The sequence below is a fragment of the Klebsiella sp. WP3-W18-ESBL-02 genome, from assembly GCF_014168815.1.
Taxonomy (GTDB): domain Bacteria; phylum Pseudomonadota; class Gammaproteobacteria; order Enterobacterales; family Enterobacteriaceae; genus Kluyvera; species Kluyvera ascorbata_B.
Genome location: NZ_AP021972.1, coordinates 346,558 through 362,784, shown reverse-complemented (window position 1 = coordinate 362,784; position 16,227 = coordinate 346,558). Strand labels below are relative to the sequence as shown.

Here is a 16,227-nt window from a genome sequence, read left to right as displayed (position 1 = left end):
GACTTCGCCTTATCCGGCTTATGCGGTATGAGAGGGTTTGTTTGGCCAGAAGATAGTGAGCACGCCAGCGATAATCACGACAACGCCCAGCAGGCCCCGCCACGAAAAAGGCTCATGCCAGCCCGGCAGCAGAATTGCGGCCAGCCACACCACCATATAGCTAAGGCTGAGCAGCGCATAGGCTTTTGCCAGCGGCAGGCGCTTGAGGGCGAAGTACCAGCAAGCCATCGAGGCGACATAACCCAGCAGCCCCAGGAAGAGCCCCAGCGTCCCCGATTCAAAATGCAAAAGATGACCCAACAGCAGCAGCGGCTGCTCCGCCGACGGCAGCGTTGTCATTGCCGCGCGTAACGTCAGCTGGGCGGCGCTGACCAGCGCCACGCTCATTAACGCCCAGATAAGCCCCATCAGGCGCTGCTCCCCAGTAACATAATGCCAACGATAATCAACGTGACTCCCGCCCAGTGACGGCGGCTCACCGGCTCGTGCCAGATAGCGCGGGCCGCCAGCGTGACCCAGACAAAGTTAAGGCTGAGCATCGGATAAGCCACGCTGACCGGAATTTGCTGTAGCACCAGCAGCCACAGCAGCATCCCCAGACCGAGCATCGCCAGCGCCAGGCCAAGCCAGATCAGCAGATGGCGCCCGCGCTGCCCTTGAGGGGCAGGACGGGTCGCCTGTTTCTGGCACAGCTGCCCGCCGCAGCTTAGCAGGCTGGCGAGCAGCAGGCAGGCCCACGTGATCATTGCGGACGATACTGAATAAAGACGGTGCGACCCATGGCATATACCTCATCCGGTTTTGGCAGCGGCAGTTCCGCTAACTGTACGTCACGAGACAGCAGCAATACCAGTGAGATCGGCCCTTCCTGGCGATGTGCCGCCAGCCACTGCGGGAACGCTTCATACGAGACAAAGCTGCCCTTCGCGTCAGGATAAGAAAGACCATACTTCAGCTCACCCTGCTGACCGTACAGTATCACGTCGCTACGCTTCAGCTCCCAGGCCAGCCCCGCGGCCACGCCGACGCTGTTGCTCAGCACGTAGCGGCTCGGTGCCAGCGACTCGTTGACGATATCGACCAGGAACTGCGGCTGTTTGCTGTCGGTGACGCGATCGGGTATCGCCATGCCGACCAGCAGCGCCAGCGCCAGCGGGCACAGCGCAGCCAGCGTCCAGCGACGTGCATCGTGCTTGATAGACAGCCAGCCCATCAGCGCCCAGAAGAAGAACGCCACCGCCGCCAGCACGCATTTGTACAGCTCTATCTGCATCCAGACCGGGTGTTTCATCGGCCCCCATGGCGACACGACCGCCACCGCCACCAGGCCAACCACGCCAAAGACGATGTTGATGATCCCGTTGATTCGCAGCGCCCGAGAGCCGACTTTGGCGGCATCGACCGCATAGCGCGCCATCAGTATCGCCAGCGGCGCGAAGCACGGCAGGATATAAGTCGGCAGCTTACCTTTGGCGATGCTAAAGAACAGGAACGGCATCACCACCCAACCCAGCAGATAAAATGCCCCTCGCAGGCCTTCTCGTTCTTGCCAGCCGCGCTTGAACGCGCCGGGCAACAGCGCCAGCCACGGCAGGCTGCCAGCCACCAGGAACGGCAGGTAGTACCAGAACGGCGCTTTATGCTGCGCGTCACTCTGGGCGAAGCGTTGAATATGCTCAACCCAGAAGAAGTAGCGCCAGAAGTCGCCCTCGCGCGCAGCGATCGCCAGCCCCCACGGCAGCACCGTCAGCACACACACCAGCACCGACAGCCAGCCCCAGACCAGCACTTCCCGCCAGCGCTTTTGCACAATAACCCACGGCAGTACGCCAATCACCGGCACCGCCAGCGCCAGAAAACCTTTGGTCATCACGCCCATGCCGCAGGCGATACCCAGCAGCACGTAGCCCCAGGCGCGTTCAGCGGTGGTTTTCGCCTGCGCGGCCAGCCAGAAGCTGCACATCGCCAGCGTCATCCACAGGGTGATCATCGGATCGAGCACCGCGTAAGTGCCAATGCCGTAAACCAGGAAAGCGGTCAGGAAGATCGCGCCCGAGAGCACGGCCACCTTTTTGTCCTGCCAGATTTTCCACGCCAGCCAGGCAACCAGCAGCGCCGAGACGGTAATGGAAAACACGGCGCCAAAGCGCACGGCAAAGTTATTGTGGCCGAAAAGCCACTGGCCAATGCTGTTAATCCAATAACCGGCAATAGGCTTTTCAAAATAGCGCAGCCCCAGGAAGTGCGGCACCACCCAATCGCCGGTTGCCAGCATTTCGCGGCTGATTTCCGCATAGCGGGTTTCGTCCGGCTGCCACAGCAGCCGGAAGTTAAGCGGAACCAGATAGTACAGAACAAACAGTGCGGCTAACGAAATACCGTAGCGAAGGGATTTCATACATCAGAGCTCATCAGTTGTTGGCAGCCCAGCCAGCCTTCACGACCGGCGATTTCTCCGCGCACCACCTTCCCGACCGGCAGCTGACGGAAGTCATCCGGGAGAAGCTGGCCCAGCGGGCAAAAACGAATTTCCTGCTGCGCCGCAAGGGTCAGCAGATAGTCAAACTGCTCGGCGTAGGCGCCGCCTTCCACTTCAGCGTGGATGGTGTAAACCGGCGTCCCCGTGTCCTTGCGAATTTGTTCCAGCAGCCAGCGGTTAAAACCTTCTGCGCTCACCACGCTACCGACAACTTCGTCCCAAGTGGGCAGCGTAACGGGGATCTGCACGGTAGCCAGATCGCCGTTGCTGAGCTGAGGAAGGAACGGCTGCGTGCCGCGACAGTCGCTGTTGTAGAGAAAATCGAACGACTCTTTCGCCTTCACCACGCGCTGGTCGGCGCGCCAGCCTGCAACAGCCGAACAGGAGACCGGGCGGCCAAGAATGGCCTCCAGCTCGCTCAGCCCACGGCCGATTTCATCCACCAGCTGCTGTTCATTCCACATGCCGCTCCACTGCTGCCAGCGGTGGTGATCCCAGGCATGCAGGCCGACCTCATGCGCCTGCGCGACGCTGCGGATGATCTCCGCGTTAGCCGAACCAATGCGCCGCCCTGGCCACGCCGTTCCGGCCAGCAGAATATCCCAGCCATACAGCGATGCTGCGCGCGAGCGCAGCATCTTCCACAAGAACTTCGGTTTTACCAGGCGCCACAAGTGGCGCCCCATGTTGTCCGGCCCGACGCTGAAGAAAAAGCTGGCCTGCACGCGGTGCTTTTTGAGCACCGCCATCAGCCGTGGCACACCTTCGCGCGTTCCGCGAAAGGTGTCGACATCAACGCGCAAACCTACTTTTTTCATGATGGTTTTTCGTCCGTCAGTTCAACTGTGCGCAGGAAGAAGTCCAGCGTCTCTTCTACCGTTTGCTGCATCTCTACCGTCGGCTGCCAGTCGAGGCAGCGTTTAGCGTTGCGAATGCTCGGCTTACGGTGCTCAACGTCCTGGTAACCTTTGCCATAGTAGTCGCTGCTTTCCACTTCACGGAAGCCAGCAAACGGCGGGAAGCGGTCGCGCAGCGGGTGACGTTCGAAGCAGTCGAGCAGCATTTCGGCCAGCTCTTTGATGCTCGCTTCGTTGTCCGGGTTACCAATGTTGATGATCTGCCCATCGCAGCGACCGTCTTTGTTTTCAATAATGCGGAACAGCGCTTCGATGCCGTCGCTGATGTCAGTGAAGCAGCGCTTCTGCTTGCCGCCTTCGATCAGCTTGATCGGCGAACCTTCTACCAGGTTAAGAATCAGCTGAGTGATAGCACGAGAGCTACCGATACGCGCAGCGTTCAGGTTATCAAGGCGCGGCCCCATCCAGTTAAACGGACGGAACAGCGTAAACTTGAGGCCCGTTTTGTCGCCATAGGCCCAAATAACGCGGTCCAGAAGCTGTTTGGAAACCGAGTAGATCCAGCGCTGTTTGTTGATAGGACCGACCACCAGGTTGGAAGTATCTTCATCAAAGTTGGCATCCGTACACATGCCGTACACTTCGGAAGTCGACGGGAAGATGATGCGTTTGTTGTACTTCACGCAGTCGCGAATAATCTTCAGGTTCTCTTCGAAGTCCAGCTCGAACACGCGCAGCGGGTTACGGGTGTACTCAATCGGCGTGGCGATCGCAACCAGCGGCAGCACCACGTCGCATTTCTTAATGTGATACTCAATCCATTCTGAGTGAATGCTGATATCACCTTCCACAAAGTGGAAACGCGGGCAGTCGAGGAAGCGGCTGATAGCGTCAGAGCCAATATCCAGACCGTAGATTTCGTAGTTGTCGTCCGCCAGCAGACGCTCGGTGAGGTGGTTACCGATAAACCCGTTAACGCCGAGGATCAGTACGCGGGTACGGCGCTTCACGGCCGTGAACGGACGGCTGGAGAGCAGTGCGCCCGCCACCAGGCCCAGCGCAGGTGCCAGCTGTGCGCCCTGCATGTAAACGCCGTTGGCGCTTTGACCGGTAACGATTTCCAGCGCGCCTTCACCGCAGGCAATCACCAGCGGAGAGACCGACAGCACGGTACCCGGCTTCGCCGCCGGCATGTCGGTGCGCACGCGTGATTTCCAGACGATAAATTTATTGGTGCCGACAAAACCAAACGCGCCCGGCCACGGATCGCTCACCGCGCGGACCAGGTTATGCAGCGTCTGCGCCGGTTTTTCCCATTCCAGGCGGCCATCTTCCGGAGTACGGCGCCCAACGTAGGTCGCCTGTGAGTCATCCTGCGCACGTGCATCGACCTGGCCGCTGCGAATTTTCGCCAGCGCATCGCCGAGCAGCGTCTGCGACGCCGCGCACAGCTTGCGGTGCAGCGTCAGCGCCACGTCGGAATCGGCAATCGCCACGCTCTGCTGAGCCACGATATCGCCTGCGTCGGCGCGGTGGGTCATGCGATGCAGCGTAACGCCCGTCTCTTTCTCGCCGTTCACCAGTACCCAATTCAGCGGCGCGCGGCCACGATATTTCGGCAGCAGCGAACCGTGCAGGTTGAATGCGCCTTTTGGTGCCAGATTCAGGATTTCGTCGCTGAGCAGGTTGCGGTAGTAGAAGGAGAAAATCACTTCAGGTGCCATCGCACGGATACGGTCCACCCACAGCGGATGGTTAACGTCTTCCGGCGCATAAACGGTGATTCCCTGCTCGGCCGCCAGACGGGCTACAGAGCCAAAGAAGTTGTTTTCACCGGCGTTGTCCGGATGAGTAAAGATCGCCTCGATGTCGTATCCGGCGTCCAGCAGTGCCTGAATACCAGTGCAACCCATGTCGTGATAGGCAAATACAACAGCTTTCATTAACGATTTTCCTCTTCAGAAACCAGGCTTTCCTGGCGTACAACACGTTGAATAAAGTAACGGGGACGGGCACGCACGTCGTTGTAAATGCGGCCGATATACTCCCCGAGCAGGCCCATACCGATAAACTGGGCACCGATAAACATGAACAGAATAGCGAACAGCATGAACACACCGTCGCCCGCCCATTCCGGACCCAGCGCCAGACGCAGGACCACTAACAGAATGGAGAAGGCAAAACCGAGTACGGCGATAACGCTGCCGACCACGCTTAACAGACGCAGCGGCGTGGTGGTTAAACAGGTCACCAGGTCGTACATCAGGTTAATCAGGCGCATAAAGCTGTATTTTGAGTCACCGAACTCGCGCTCGGCGTGCAGCACCGGGATCTCCACGGCGCGGCGGGCGAAGGTATTCGCCAGGATTGGAATAAAGGTGCTGCGCTCGTGGCAGTTGAGCATGGCATCGACGATATGCCGACGATAGGCGCGCAGCATGCAACCGTAGTCGCCCATCGCTTTGCCGGTGGTGCGTTGAATCAGGCGGTTAATCATCTTCGATGCGGTTTTGCGGAAGATGCTGTCCTGGCGATTCTGCCGTACGGTGCCGACAACGTCGTAGCCTTCGTCTGCTTTTTCCACCAGCCGCGGGATCTCTTCCGGTGGATTTTGCAGGTCGGCATCCAGGGTAATAATCAGGTCGCCGGTGACGTGGCTGAAGCCCGCCATAATCGCCGAGTGTTGGCCGTAGTTACGGTTAAGCAGCACCGCCACAATATGGCTTTCCGGCGCCTCTGCAGCCTCAACCAGCATGCGCGCGGAGTCATCGCTGCTGCCATCGTCGACCAGCAGAATTTCATAGTCGCGGTTTAAGGTTGCGCAGGCCGCATCGGTGCGACGGATAAGCTCGGGCAGGCTGTCCTGCTCGTTGTAGACCGGTATCACTACCGAGACTTTTTTGACTAATGGGTACTCAAACATATTAGCGCTCCGCTAACTGACGGAGCGCCGTAATAACGCGCGTTGTGTCGTCATCGGTCATATCCGGGAAAAGAGGGAGTGAACAAATGCGCGCGCTGTTCCATTCGGTATTCGGCAATGACACCTCAGGGAAACGCTCGCGATAGTATTTCTGCGTATGGGCAGCGCGGAAATGCAGCCCGGTGCCTATGCCCTGGGCCTTAAGCTGTTCCATCAGCGCATCGCGGCTGATGCCGCAGCGCTGTTCGTCAACGCGGATGATAAACAGATGCCAGGCATGCAGATGCGGCCAGCTCGGCACGGCCAGCGGCTGGAACGGGGTATCTGCCAGCTCACGCACGTAGCGCTGAGCAATCTCGCTGCGGCGCTGGTTGGCCTGGCCCAGCTTACCTAGCTGCACCAGCGCCAGCGCGGCGTTAATGTCGGCGAGGTTATATTTGAAGCCGGGGCTTATCACCTCTGCCTGCGGCGCGCGGCCGTGGGTCTGGCGATCGTAGGCGTCAACGCCCAGGCCGTGAAATTTCAGGCTGCGAATGCGGTTCGCCAGCGGCTCGTCGTCGGTGACGATAAGCCCCCCCTCGGCGCAGGTCATGTTCTTGATGGCATGGAAGGAGAAAATCGCCGTTCCCTGTGCACCGATATGCTGGCCTTTATAGTACGTACCCGCCGCGTGCGCCGCGTCTTCAATCACCGGAATGCCGTGACGTTCAGCGACCGCACGAATACCGTCGATATCGGCCGGTGCGCCCGCGTAGTGCACAGGGATAATGGCTTTGGTACGCGGCGTAATGGCGGCTTCGATAGCCTCTGGGGTCACCATCAGGTTGTCACGATCGACATCGATCATCACCGGGGTCGCCCCCAGCAGGACAATCATATTCAGCGTAGAAACCCAGGTCTGGGAGGGGGTGATGACTTCATCGCCGGGGCCAATGCCCAGCGCCATGAGCGTGACGTGCATACCGCCGGTTGCCGAGCTGACGGCGATAGCAAAACGGTTACCCGTTAGCGCACAGAACGCCTCTTCCAGCGCCTGGTTTTTGGGCCCGGTGGTGATCCAACCGGATTGCAGCACTTCCTTGAGCGCCGCGAACTCCGCCTCGCCCATCGAAGGGCGGGAAAACGGCAGAAAATCACTCATGAATGTTCCTTACCCTATTACTCAAATGAGCAAACCTGCCTCATCAATAAATGATTCGAGCGTTGTTTTTGTTTAAAACAGGAATAGATAAACGTGATATTCAAACCGACAACATTCGATGGCGGTAAAAGTACCAATGTTATCTTAGGATAAGATTAAGAAAGTCACAGCGGCGGACGCAATAAATGATTGGTAAACGAAATCAATAGTTTATGAGGATATATCCAGACACGGATTTAATGTAAAAAAACGCCCAGATTACATCGTAACTGGGCGTTTGCTCACATGATTCAACACACGTTAAACAAGGGCTTTATACTCTCGACGATTTAACGTTCGTTGCATATTAGTGTAATAAACACGGTGTTGTGACCGTATTAATACTCAACGTAAATTTGCCGGGAAATCTTTTGGCAATTCGCTGGCCGCACGGTCGATCACGCTATCATTATTTGCGCCACAGTCACGAATGAAGGTAATTGTCGCAAATTCGTCAATGACTTCAGTTGGATACGCTGGGCCTTCATCACGATACGCGTTCATCAGCGGGATGTGGTCGTTCTGGAAGCAGACGGTTTTTTCCGGATTATTCATCACCCAGCGCGGGAAGAAGATGGTTCCATGGAACAGTTTGTCGCCGAGGTTCGCAATCAGGCTAACGTCCGTCCCGGTCGGTTCGGTCCAGGAAATTTTGTAGACGCTCTCAGCCACGCGGACGATGTAGGCGCGCTGATCTTTCACCCAACGGTTCGCCACGAGGCCGCTATGGATGCGGTAATCAAGGGTCTGCTCGTTTTTCACGTAAATTTCGTAGTTCCAGCCGTTGTCATAGGTGTAGACCAGATGTTTGCCAACGAAGCCGCTCAAATCATGTTTATCAAAGTTGCTCATCTTTAAATCTCCTTGTTTCGATGCAGAGATCATATTGCTTTAAAAAATAAATGAATAACGCTATGTTTGGATGAAATTCATCTAAATTTTAAATCAATTATGCATAAAACGACCCTTGAACAGTGGGCAATACTTGAAAAGGTAGTTGAACTGGGGAGCTTTGCGCGAGCAGCTGAAGAAACGCATCGTAGCCAGTCCTCGGTCAGCTACAACCTGTCGCTACTGCAAGAGCGCCTCGGCGTGGCGCTGCTGGTGCCTGAGGGGCGTCGCGCGGTGCTTACCCCAGCAGGTGAACTGCTGCTGGGCCAGGTGAAGCCGCTGCTTAAGGCTTTCGCCTGGGTAGAAAGCCGCGCCTTAACGCTGCGCGACGGGATGCGCACCCGGCTGGATCTGGTGGTCGACAGTATTTTTCCCCGCGAGCGGCTGTTCGCCATCCTGCGCCAGTTCCAGCAACGCTATCCGCAAACCCAGGTCCGCCTGACTGAAGTGCTGGAGAACGCCGGCGATAGCGACCTCGTACTGACCGAGGCCGATGTCATGGTCCTCACCCGCCGTCAGGACATAACCGGGCGCGGCGAGTGGCTAATGAATATTGACTTTATCGCGGTCGCCCACCGCGATCACCCCCTCGCCCAGCAGGAAGGGCCACTGAGCGAAGAGCAGCTGCGCCCGTGGCCGCTCATCCGTATGGCCGATAGCGACGGCAGCCGCCAGGACACGCGCGATGCGTGGACCTTCTCGACGATTGACGCGGCGATTGACGCCGTGATGTATCAGGTAGGGTACGGCTGGCTGCCGGAAGAGCGAATTCAGACGGCGCTGGCGCAGGGGCTATTAAAACCGCTGCCGCTCAGCCACGGCGGGCGTCGCGCGACGCCGCTGCACCTGATCGTCAAACGCGATTTAGCGCCGCTCGACGAACAGGTGGAAACGCTGCTGGCGCTGTTTAACCAGCAGGAGAAGTAGTTTATTCGGCCAGCGCCTGCGCGCACGCCCAGGCGCTGGACCACGCCCACTGGAAGTTATAGCCGCCCAGCCAGCCGGTCACATCCATCACTTCGCCAATAAAATACAGGCCCGGTGCTTTCTTCGCCTCCATGGTGCGCGACGACAATTCGTGAGTATCCACGCCGCCAAGGGTCACCTCCGCCGTACGATAGCCTTCGGTGCCGTTAGGCTGCACGCGCCAGCAGGTCAGGGTGTCTACCAGCGTCTGCTGCTCACGCACGTTCAGCTGTTTAAGCGTAACGTCCGGAATTTGCCTAAGCTGTTGCAGGCACTCAACCAGACGCTTCGGCAACAGTATCGCCAGCGTATTTTTCAGACTTTGGTTCGGGTGCGCCGCGCGCTGTTCATCAATAAAGGTGCTCAGATCCACGTCCGGAAGCAGATTAATGCTGACAAACTCACCGGCCTGCCAATAGCTGGAGATTTGCAGCACTGCCGGGCCGGACAGGCCGCGGTGGGTGAAAAGCAGGCTTTCGCGGAATACCGTACCGTCCTCAGCGGTTATCACCGACGGTACGGAGACGCCGGACAGAACCTGGAACTGTTCCAGCATTGGCTTATGCAGGGTGAACGGTACCAGTCCGGCGCGGGTCGGCAGGACCTTCAGACCAAACTGCTCGGCAATTTTATAGCCGAAAGGCGATGCCCCGAGGCCCGGCATCGATAGGCCGCCGCTGGCGATCACCAGCTTATCTGCCGCCACCGTGTCGCCATTCAGCGTTAGCGTGTAACCGGCATCATTACGGGCCACGCTGAGAATTTCACTGCGCAGGCGCGTCGTCACGTTACCCTTTGCACATTCAGCCACCAGCATCGCAACAATCTGTTCCGCGGAATCATCGCAAAACAGCTGCCCGAGGGTCTTCTCATGCCAGGCAATACCGTGCTTGCCGACCAAATCGATAAAGTCCCATTGGGTGTAGCGCGCGAGAGCAGATTTGCAAAAATGCGGGTTTTGACTGAGATAGGCCGCGGGCTCGACATAAAGGTTAGTAAAATTACAGCGACCACCGCCGGACATCAGGATTTTACGCCCCGGTTTTTTGCCGTTATCCAACAGCAAAACGCGGCGGCCAGCCTGCCCCGCCATGGCTGCACAAAACATTCCCGCCGCTCCGGCACCCACTACAATGGCATCAAACCTTTCCACGCACTATCCTCAACATAGGTATTGTCGGGAAGTGTAAATTTTTCATTGTTGTCATACCAGTGGAATCTCGACAAACCCGACTTATCTGATTGATACATCAGAAATAATTATTTTCAACCTTTTAACGAATACGGATAAATATCAAAAAAAGTAGAGATTTCACTTTGCCCGCGCCGCCAATGTCCCTGATAATGCCGCGCGTTCATGTCCTCAAAATGGCGTAACGTCCTATGTTACATTTGTTTGCAGGCCTGGATTTACACACCGGGCTGTTGTTAGTTCTGGCACTGATGTTCGTTCTGTTCTACGAAGCGATTAACGGCTTCCACGATACCGCGAATGCAGTTGCTACCGTAATTTATACCCGCGCTATGCGTTCGCAGCTTGCCGTTGCGATGGCGGCGATCTTTAACTTCCTCGGCGTCCTGTTGGGCGGTCTGAGCGTTGCCTATGCGATTGTGCATATGCTGCCAACGGACCTGCTGCTTAATATGGGCTCCGCACACGGCCTGGCCATGGTCTTCTCCATGCTGCTGGCGGCCATTATATGGAACCTTGGCACCTGGTATTTCGGTCTGCCAGCTTCCAGCTCCCACACGCTGATTGGCGCGATTATCGGTATTGGTTTAACCAATGCGCTGATGACCGGCACATCGGTGGTCGATGCGCTCAACATTCCGAAAGTCATTAATATTTTCGGCTCGTTGATCATTTCGCCCATTGTGGGTCTGGTCGTGGCCGGTGGCCTGATTTTCCTGCTGCGTCGCTACTGGAGCGGAACCAAAAAACGCGCCCGTATCCACCTGACGCCTGCCGAGCGTGAAAAGAAAGACGGTAAGAAAAAGCCGCCGTTCTGGACGCGTATTGCCCTGATTCTTTCCGCGATTGGCGTGGCATTCTCCCATGGCGCAAACGACGGTCAGAAAGGCATTGGCCTGGTCATGCTGGTACTGATTGGCGTCGCACCGGCGGGTTTCGTGGTTAACATGAACGCGTCCGGCTACGAAATCACCCGTACCCGCGATGCGGTCAACAACGTTGAAACCTTCTTCCAGCAGCGCTCAGAGCTGTTGCTGAAAGTGGCGAACAGCGCTGAGCCGCTAACCCCGGAAGCCGAGGCCGCCGTGGAATTCCACTGCCATCCGGCGAACACCATCAACGCGCTTGACCGTGCGAAAGCCATGCTGACCAACGTTGAGAGCTATGACACTCTTTCCGTGGAACAGCGCGGCCAGCTGCGTCGTATCATGCTCTGCATCTCTGACACCACGGATAAAGTGGCGAAGATGCCGGACGTGAACGCTGACGATCAGCGTCTGCTGAAGAAACTGAAAACGGACATGCTGAGCACCATCGAGTACGCGCCTATCTGGATTATTATGGCCGTCGCGCTGGCGCTGGGTGTGGGTACGATGATCGGCTGGCGTCGCGTCGCGACCACCATCGGCGAGAAAATCGGTAAGAAAGGCATGACCTATGCCCAAGGCATGGCGGCACAGATGACATCTGCGGTCTCCATCGGTCTGGCAAGCTATACCGGCATGCCGGTATCCACCACCCACGTGCTGTCCTCCTCCGTGGCGGGTACCATGGTGGTTGACGGTGGCGGTCTGCAAAGAAAAACCGTGACGAACATCCTGATGGCCTGGGTCTTTACGCTGCCAGCTTCTATCCTGCTGTCCGGCGTGCTCTACTGGCTGTCGCTCAAGCTTATCTAAACGCTACGCACAGTCGCAGTAAACAGAAAACGGGTCAGGAAACTGGCCCGTTTTTTTTACTTAGTGCCAAATCATCAGGGCAATCAAGCTAATCACCACCAGCCCGCATAGCGAACTGGTTAAAATAAACTGGCGACGAACCCGTTCACAGCGGCGAATAAACTCATCATCATGATGATCGCGGTATCGCTGCCCGTAGATATACCAGACCAGGCGCATTTGTTTACCCGGTTGACCGTGCGAAGTAAAAAAGCCACCGCCGTCAACATACTGATAAAGCAAGGGATCACAACCGCGTAGCACAACCAATAACGCACGCAACGATGAGAAGTAACGTGCCATATTAACTACACATACGACACACAGGGCCCAAAACAGCGCAATCGTGCTGATCATAACGCCTCCCCGGCGACCAGTCCTCGGAGACTTCGCAGGACATACCGCTCCCCAATAACCCACCCACACCAATAGAAAAAGAATGAGATTCGGATCACGTTAATTAATCCGATCGGCTCATTAAATAGTGTAGGAGATCAGTTAAATTTTTTACCACAAGGTTAATCGTTATCAATACGTAAGCAGGAAAAATTTGTTTAACTAATTGGCGAACCGGATGCATTGACGGCGCCCCAAGGCCGCTATAAGGTAGAAATATCTTCTACAATTAGGTCTTTAAGGGCAAATCCCGCGCGTTTAGCACGCAGGACGCGGGCAAGGGACAGCGCATGGGCTGTCTGGTCCACAGTCATCGACAACTTTATGGAAGGAGTAACACTATGGCTTACAAACACATTCTGATCGCGGTCGACCTTTCACCGGAAAGCAAAGTGCTGGTGGAAAAAGCGGTTTCAATGGCTCGCCCCTACAATGCAAAAGTCTCGTTGATCCACGTTGACGTGAACTATTCCGATCTCTATACCGGGCTTATCGACGTCAATCTGGGCGATATGCAGAAACGCATCTCCGAAGAGACCCACCACGCGCTGAGTGAGCTGTCCACCAACGCTGGCTATCCTATCACCGAGACCCTGAGCGGCAGCGGCGATCTGGGCCAGGTGCTGGTTGATGCGATTAAGAAATACGACATGGACCTGGTGGTGTGCGGCCATCATCAGGACTTCTGGAGCAAGCTGATGTCGTCCGCACGTCAGCTGATCAACACCGTCCACGTCGATATGCTGATCGTTCCGCTGCGCGACGACGAAGAAGAATAAATCTCGCGTTGAGCATAGTGAAACGCCTGCGCAAGCAGGCGTTTTTATTTCTCGCCTTTCCGCCCGGCAATCCACTCCTGCACTTCTACCACGAAGGTGTCCGGCGCTTTGCGGTACATCTTACGCGCCAGATCGAGAATCGTATGCTGGCCTAGCGCCTCTTCCATCCGCTGCTGCGCCATATCCATCACCGAACGTACGCCGCAAATGCCTTCGCATGCCCACTCCGGCGGCTGCTCATCAAACACCGCCAGCCGCTGACGGATCTCACGGCATTCAAAAATGCGTTTATCGCCGTCAATGGCGTTGGCCACGTCCAGCACGGTAATGTCTTCAGCCGGTTTTGCCAGCTGGAAGCCACCGCCCTTCCCTTCGCTGCTGCGCACCAGCCCAGCCTTCGACAGGCGGGTAAAGATTTTAGCCAGGTAGTCGTAGGGCACTCGCTGCAGTTCGGCGATTTCGCGCACGCTCATATCACGGGCGTCGCCTTTGCCATCCACCATACACATCAGACTATGAATGCCGTACTCAACCCCGGAACTGTAGAATGCCATGCTCTTATCTCAGCCAAAATGAATCTGAGTTTATTGTATCTTTTTCACGCCATGCAATCCAGACAGCGCGCTTAATCTCTCGAACACAAATAATTTAATTATCTACTTATCATATACATAATCCCAAATAACTCGTCAGGTTCGAGAAAAGGATCTAAATCCGATTGCTTTTCCAAACTACGACAAATAAAATCCGAGTCAATAAATCAACGTGACCCGTGAGATAACCGTAATGCAAAAACAAATTCTGATCGTCGGCGCTGGCTTTGCCGGTATGTGGGCAGCACTCAGCGCCGCACGTCTGGCGGATAAAAACCAGCAACCTATTGATATCACGGTCATTGCGCCGCAGCCGGAGCTGCGCGTACGCCCGCGCTTTTACGAAAATGCGGTCCAGACGCTGGTCGCGCCGCTGCAGCCTCTGTTCGATGTCACCGGCGTACGCTTCCTGCAAGGGCACGTCGAGCAGATCCTGCCAGGATCCAAAGAAGTGAGCTGGAAAGACGCCAGCGGTGAAAACCACCTGCATCATTACGATCGTCTGGTTCTCGCCAGCGGCAGCCAGGTCAACCGTGATATCGTCGCCGGTGCCGCCGAGCACGCGTTCGATCTTGACCAGCTGGAGAGCGCAACCGTTCTGGAGCAACACATTAACGATCTGGCGCAGCAGCCAGAGAGCGATGCCCGCAATACCGTGGTCGTTTGCGGCGGCGGCTTTACCGGCATTGAAATGGCGCTGGAGCTACCGGGCCGTCTGCGTAAGATTCTGGGTGCCGATGCTAAGACTAGAGTAGTCGTAGTTGAACGCGGCGCACAGCCGGGCGGGCGCTGGAGTAAAGCACTGCGCGATGTGATCATCGAAGCCTCCGCCGAACTGGGCGTAGAATGGAAGGTCAACGCTGAAGTCGAGCGCGTGGACGCCTCAGGCGTGACGCTGAAAGATGGCCTGGTAATTGCGTCCCAGACGGTTATCTGGACCGTCGGCGTACAGGCTAACGGCCTGACCGCGCAGATTGATGCTCCGCGCGATCGTCAGGGCCGTCTGCATGTCAATGCCAATCTGCAGGTGGTGGGCCATGAGGATATCTACGCCACCGGCGACGTGGCTTACGCCGCCACCGATGACAAAGGCAACCATGCGCTGATGACCTGCCAGCACGCCATTCTGCTGGGTAAATTCGCCGGTAACAACGCTGCCGCCAGCCTGCTGAACGTGGCACCGCTGCCGTATCGTCAGGAGATGTACGTCACCTGTCTGGATCTCGGCGCGTGGGGCGCGGTATATACCGAAGGATGGGATCAGCAGGTGAAACTGACGCGCGCAGAAGCGAAGAAGCTGAAGGTATCCATTGTGAGCGAACTGATTTATCCGCCGAAGGCGGAGCGTGCGGCAGCGTTTGAGGTTGCCGACCCTTATGCTCCGTTTGTTTAACCCGTGATGCCGGATGGCGGCTAACGCCTTATCCGGCCTACTGGCGGCACCGAACTGTAGGCCCGATAAGCGTAGCGCCATCGGGCACTATAGCTCACCATCTGGCCTAGGCCGTCCCCGCATAAATATCAAACCGATGCCCTTTGGTCACCACCGCATTCGGCGTTGCCACATCGGCCAGCGGCGGCGCGTAGTCCGGACGCTTCACCACCACGCGTTTAGTGGCCAATTGACGTGCCGGTTCCAGCAGCCCATCGGCGTCGAGATCCGGCCCCACCAGCGACTGAAACACGCGCATCTCTTTCTTCACCAGCGCGCTTTTCTGCTTATGCGGGAACATCGGATCGAGATACACCACCTGCGGGCGTGGCGTGATATCGGTTAACGCCGTCAGGCTTGAGGCGTGAATTAACTGCAAACGTTCCTGTAACCAAGAGCCAATTTCCGCATCGGCGTAACCGCGCGCCAAACCATCGTCGAGCAGGGCGGCAACCACCGGGTTGCGTTCCAGCATCCGCACGCGACAGCCCACCGAGGCCAGCACGAACGCATCGCGTCCCAACCCGGCGGTCGCATCGACCACGTCCGGCAGGTAATCGCCTTTAATACCGACCGCCTTCGCCACCGCTTCGCCACGCCCCCCGCCAAATTTGCGCCGGTGCGCCATCGCGCCGCCAACGAAATCGACGAAAATGCCGCCGAGCTTAGGTTCATCGCGTTTGCGCAGCTCAAGGTGTTCCGGCGTCATCACCAGCGCCATCAGGTTGTCTTCGTCATGTTCCAGACCCCAGCGGGCAGCCAGAACAGATAAGGCGCCGTCTCCGGCGCCCGTTTCATCAAGTAAACAGATTTTCACGCGA

Annotated in this window: 16 protein-coding genes; 4 read left to right on the top strand and 12 right to left on the bottom strand. The window is 56.9% G+C overall.

What is annotated here, in order from left to right; all coding sequences use genetic code 11:
• Positions 1 to 18: 18 nt before the first annotated feature.
• From arnF to H7R56_RS01715, 8 genes are all read right to left on the bottom strand, one after another.
• Positions 19 to 408: a 4-amino-4-deoxy-L-arabinose-phosphoundecaprenol flippase subunit ArnF gene (arnF, locus tag H7R56_RS01750; protein ID WP_106925067.1), complete on the bottom strand. Its 390-nt coding sequence runs from the start codon at positions 406 to 408 to the stop codon at positions 19 to 21.
• Positions 408 to 746: a 4-amino-4-deoxy-L-arabinose-phosphoundecaprenol flippase subunit ArnE gene (gene arnE / locus H7R56_RS01745; RefSeq protein WP_106925066.1), complete on the bottom strand. Its 339-nt coding sequence runs from the start codon at positions 744 to 746 to the stop codon at positions 408 to 410. Before arnE ends, arnF begins: the two co-directional genes overlap by 1 nt.
• Positions 743 to 2,398: a lipid IV(A) 4-amino-4-deoxy-L-arabinosyltransferase gene (gene arnT / locus H7R56_RS01740; protein ID WP_106925065.1), complete on the bottom strand. Its 1,656-nt coding sequence runs from the start codon at positions 2,396 to 2,398 to the stop codon at positions 743 to 745. The genes arnE and arnT overlap by 4 nt, the downstream gene beginning before the upstream one ends.
• Positions 2,395 to 3,297, bottom strand: coding sequence for a 4-deoxy-4-formamido-L-arabinose-phosphoundecaprenol deformylase (gene arnD, locus H7R56_RS01735; protein ID WP_106925064.1), 903 nt, complete (start codon positions 3,295 to 3,297; stop codon positions 2,395 to 2,397). Before arnD ends, arnT begins: the two co-directional genes overlap by 4 nt.
• Positions 3,294 to 5,279, bottom strand: coding sequence for a bifunctional UDP-4-amino-4-deoxy-L-arabinose formyltransferase/UDP-glucuronic acid oxidase ArnA (gene arnA, locus H7R56_RS01730; protein WP_106925063.1), 1,986 nt, complete (start codon positions 5,277 to 5,279; stop codon positions 3,294 to 3,296). The genes arnD and arnA overlap by 4 nt, the downstream gene beginning before the upstream one ends.
• Positions 5,279 to 6,259, bottom strand: a complete 981-nt coding sequence (arnC, locus tag H7R56_RS01725) for an undecaprenyl-phosphate 4-deoxy-4-formamido-L-arabinose transferase (protein ID WP_106925062.1) — start codon at positions 6,257 to 6,259, stop codon at positions 5,279 to 5,281. The genes arnA and arnC overlap by 1 nt, the downstream gene beginning before the upstream one ends.
• Position 6,260: 1 nt before the next feature.
• A complete protein-coding gene (arnB, locus tag H7R56_RS01720) occupies positions 6,261 to 7,400 on the bottom strand; it encodes a UDP-4-amino-4-deoxy-L-arabinose aminotransferase (RefSeq protein WP_106925061.1) in 1,140 nt (379 codons plus the stop codon).
• A gap of 384 nt (positions 7,401 to 7,784) precedes the next feature.
• Entirely contained in the window at positions 7,785 to 8,291 is a 507-nt protein-coding gene (locus tag H7R56_RS01715) for a phenolic acid decarboxylase (RefSeq protein ID WP_106925060.1), read from the bottom strand.
• A 99-nt stretch (positions 8,292 to 8,390) separates the two neighbouring features.
• Between H7R56_RS01715 and H7R56_RS01710 the strand changes: the two genes are divergently transcribed.
• Positions 8,391 to 9,257 carry a LysR family transcriptional regulator gene (locus H7R56_RS01710; protein WP_106925186.1) on the top strand — a complete coding sequence of 289 codons (867 nt, stop codon included), beginning with the start codon at positions 8,391 to 8,393 and terminating at the stop codon, positions 9,255 to 9,257.
• A gap of 1 nt (position 9,258) precedes the next feature.
• Here the strand turns inward: H7R56_RS01710 and H7R56_RS01705 are convergent, their stop codons facing one another.
• Positions 9,259 to 10,449, bottom strand: a complete 1,191-nt coding sequence (locus tag H7R56_RS01705; RefSeq protein WP_106925059.1) for a BaiN/RdsA family NAD(P)/FAD-dependent oxidoreductase — start codon at positions 10,447 to 10,449, stop codon at positions 9,259 to 9,261.
• Positions 10,450 to 10,679: 230 nt separating this feature from the next.
• Here H7R56_RS01705 and pitA point away from each other — a divergent pair, with 230 nt between their 5' ends.
• Complete coding sequence (gene pitA, locus H7R56_RS01700; RefSeq protein ID WP_182928498.1) at positions 10,680 to 12,167, top strand: inorganic phosphate transporter PitA; 1,488 nt, start codon at positions 10,680 to 10,682, stop codon at positions 12,165 to 12,167.
• Positions 12,168 to 12,227: 60 nt separating this feature from the next.
• On the opposite strand, the gene uspB is transcribed toward pitA, so the two are convergent.
• Positions 12,228 to 12,563, bottom strand: a complete 336-nt coding sequence (uspB, locus tag H7R56_RS01695; protein WP_035894834.1) for a universal stress protein UspB — start codon at positions 12,561 to 12,563, stop codon at positions 12,228 to 12,230.
• A 380-nt stretch (positions 12,564 to 12,943) separates the two neighbouring features.
• Here uspB and uspA point away from each other — a divergent pair, with 380 nt between their 5' ends.
• Complete coding sequence (gene uspA, locus H7R56_RS01690) at positions 12,944 to 13,381, top strand: universal stress protein UspA (protein WP_106925057.1); 438 nt, start codon at positions 12,944 to 12,946, stop codon at positions 13,379 to 13,381.
• Between the two features lie 44 nt (positions 13,382 to 13,425).
• On the opposite strand, the gene H7R56_RS01685 is transcribed toward uspA, so the two are convergent.
• A complete protein-coding gene (locus H7R56_RS01685) occupies positions 13,426 to 13,935 on the bottom strand; it encodes an RrF2 family transcriptional regulator (RefSeq protein ID WP_106925056.1) in 510 nt (169 codons plus the stop codon).
• A gap of 232 nt (positions 13,936 to 14,167) precedes the next feature.
• On the opposite strand from H7R56_RS01685, the gene H7R56_RS01680 reads away from it, so the two are divergent.
• Complete coding sequence (locus H7R56_RS01680) at positions 14,168 to 15,367, top strand: NAD(P)/FAD-dependent oxidoreductase (RefSeq protein WP_106925055.1); 1,200 nt, start codon at positions 14,168 to 14,170, stop codon at positions 15,365 to 15,367.
• Between the two features lie 106 nt (positions 15,368 to 15,473).
• Here the strand turns inward: H7R56_RS01680 and rsmJ are convergent, their stop codons facing one another.
• Entirely contained in the window at positions 15,474 to 16,223 is a 750-nt protein-coding gene (rsmJ, locus tag H7R56_RS01675) for a 16S rRNA (guanine(1516)-N(2))-methyltransferase RsmJ (RefSeq protein WP_106925054.1), read from the bottom strand.
• Positions 16,224 to 16,227: the final 4 nt, after the last annotated feature.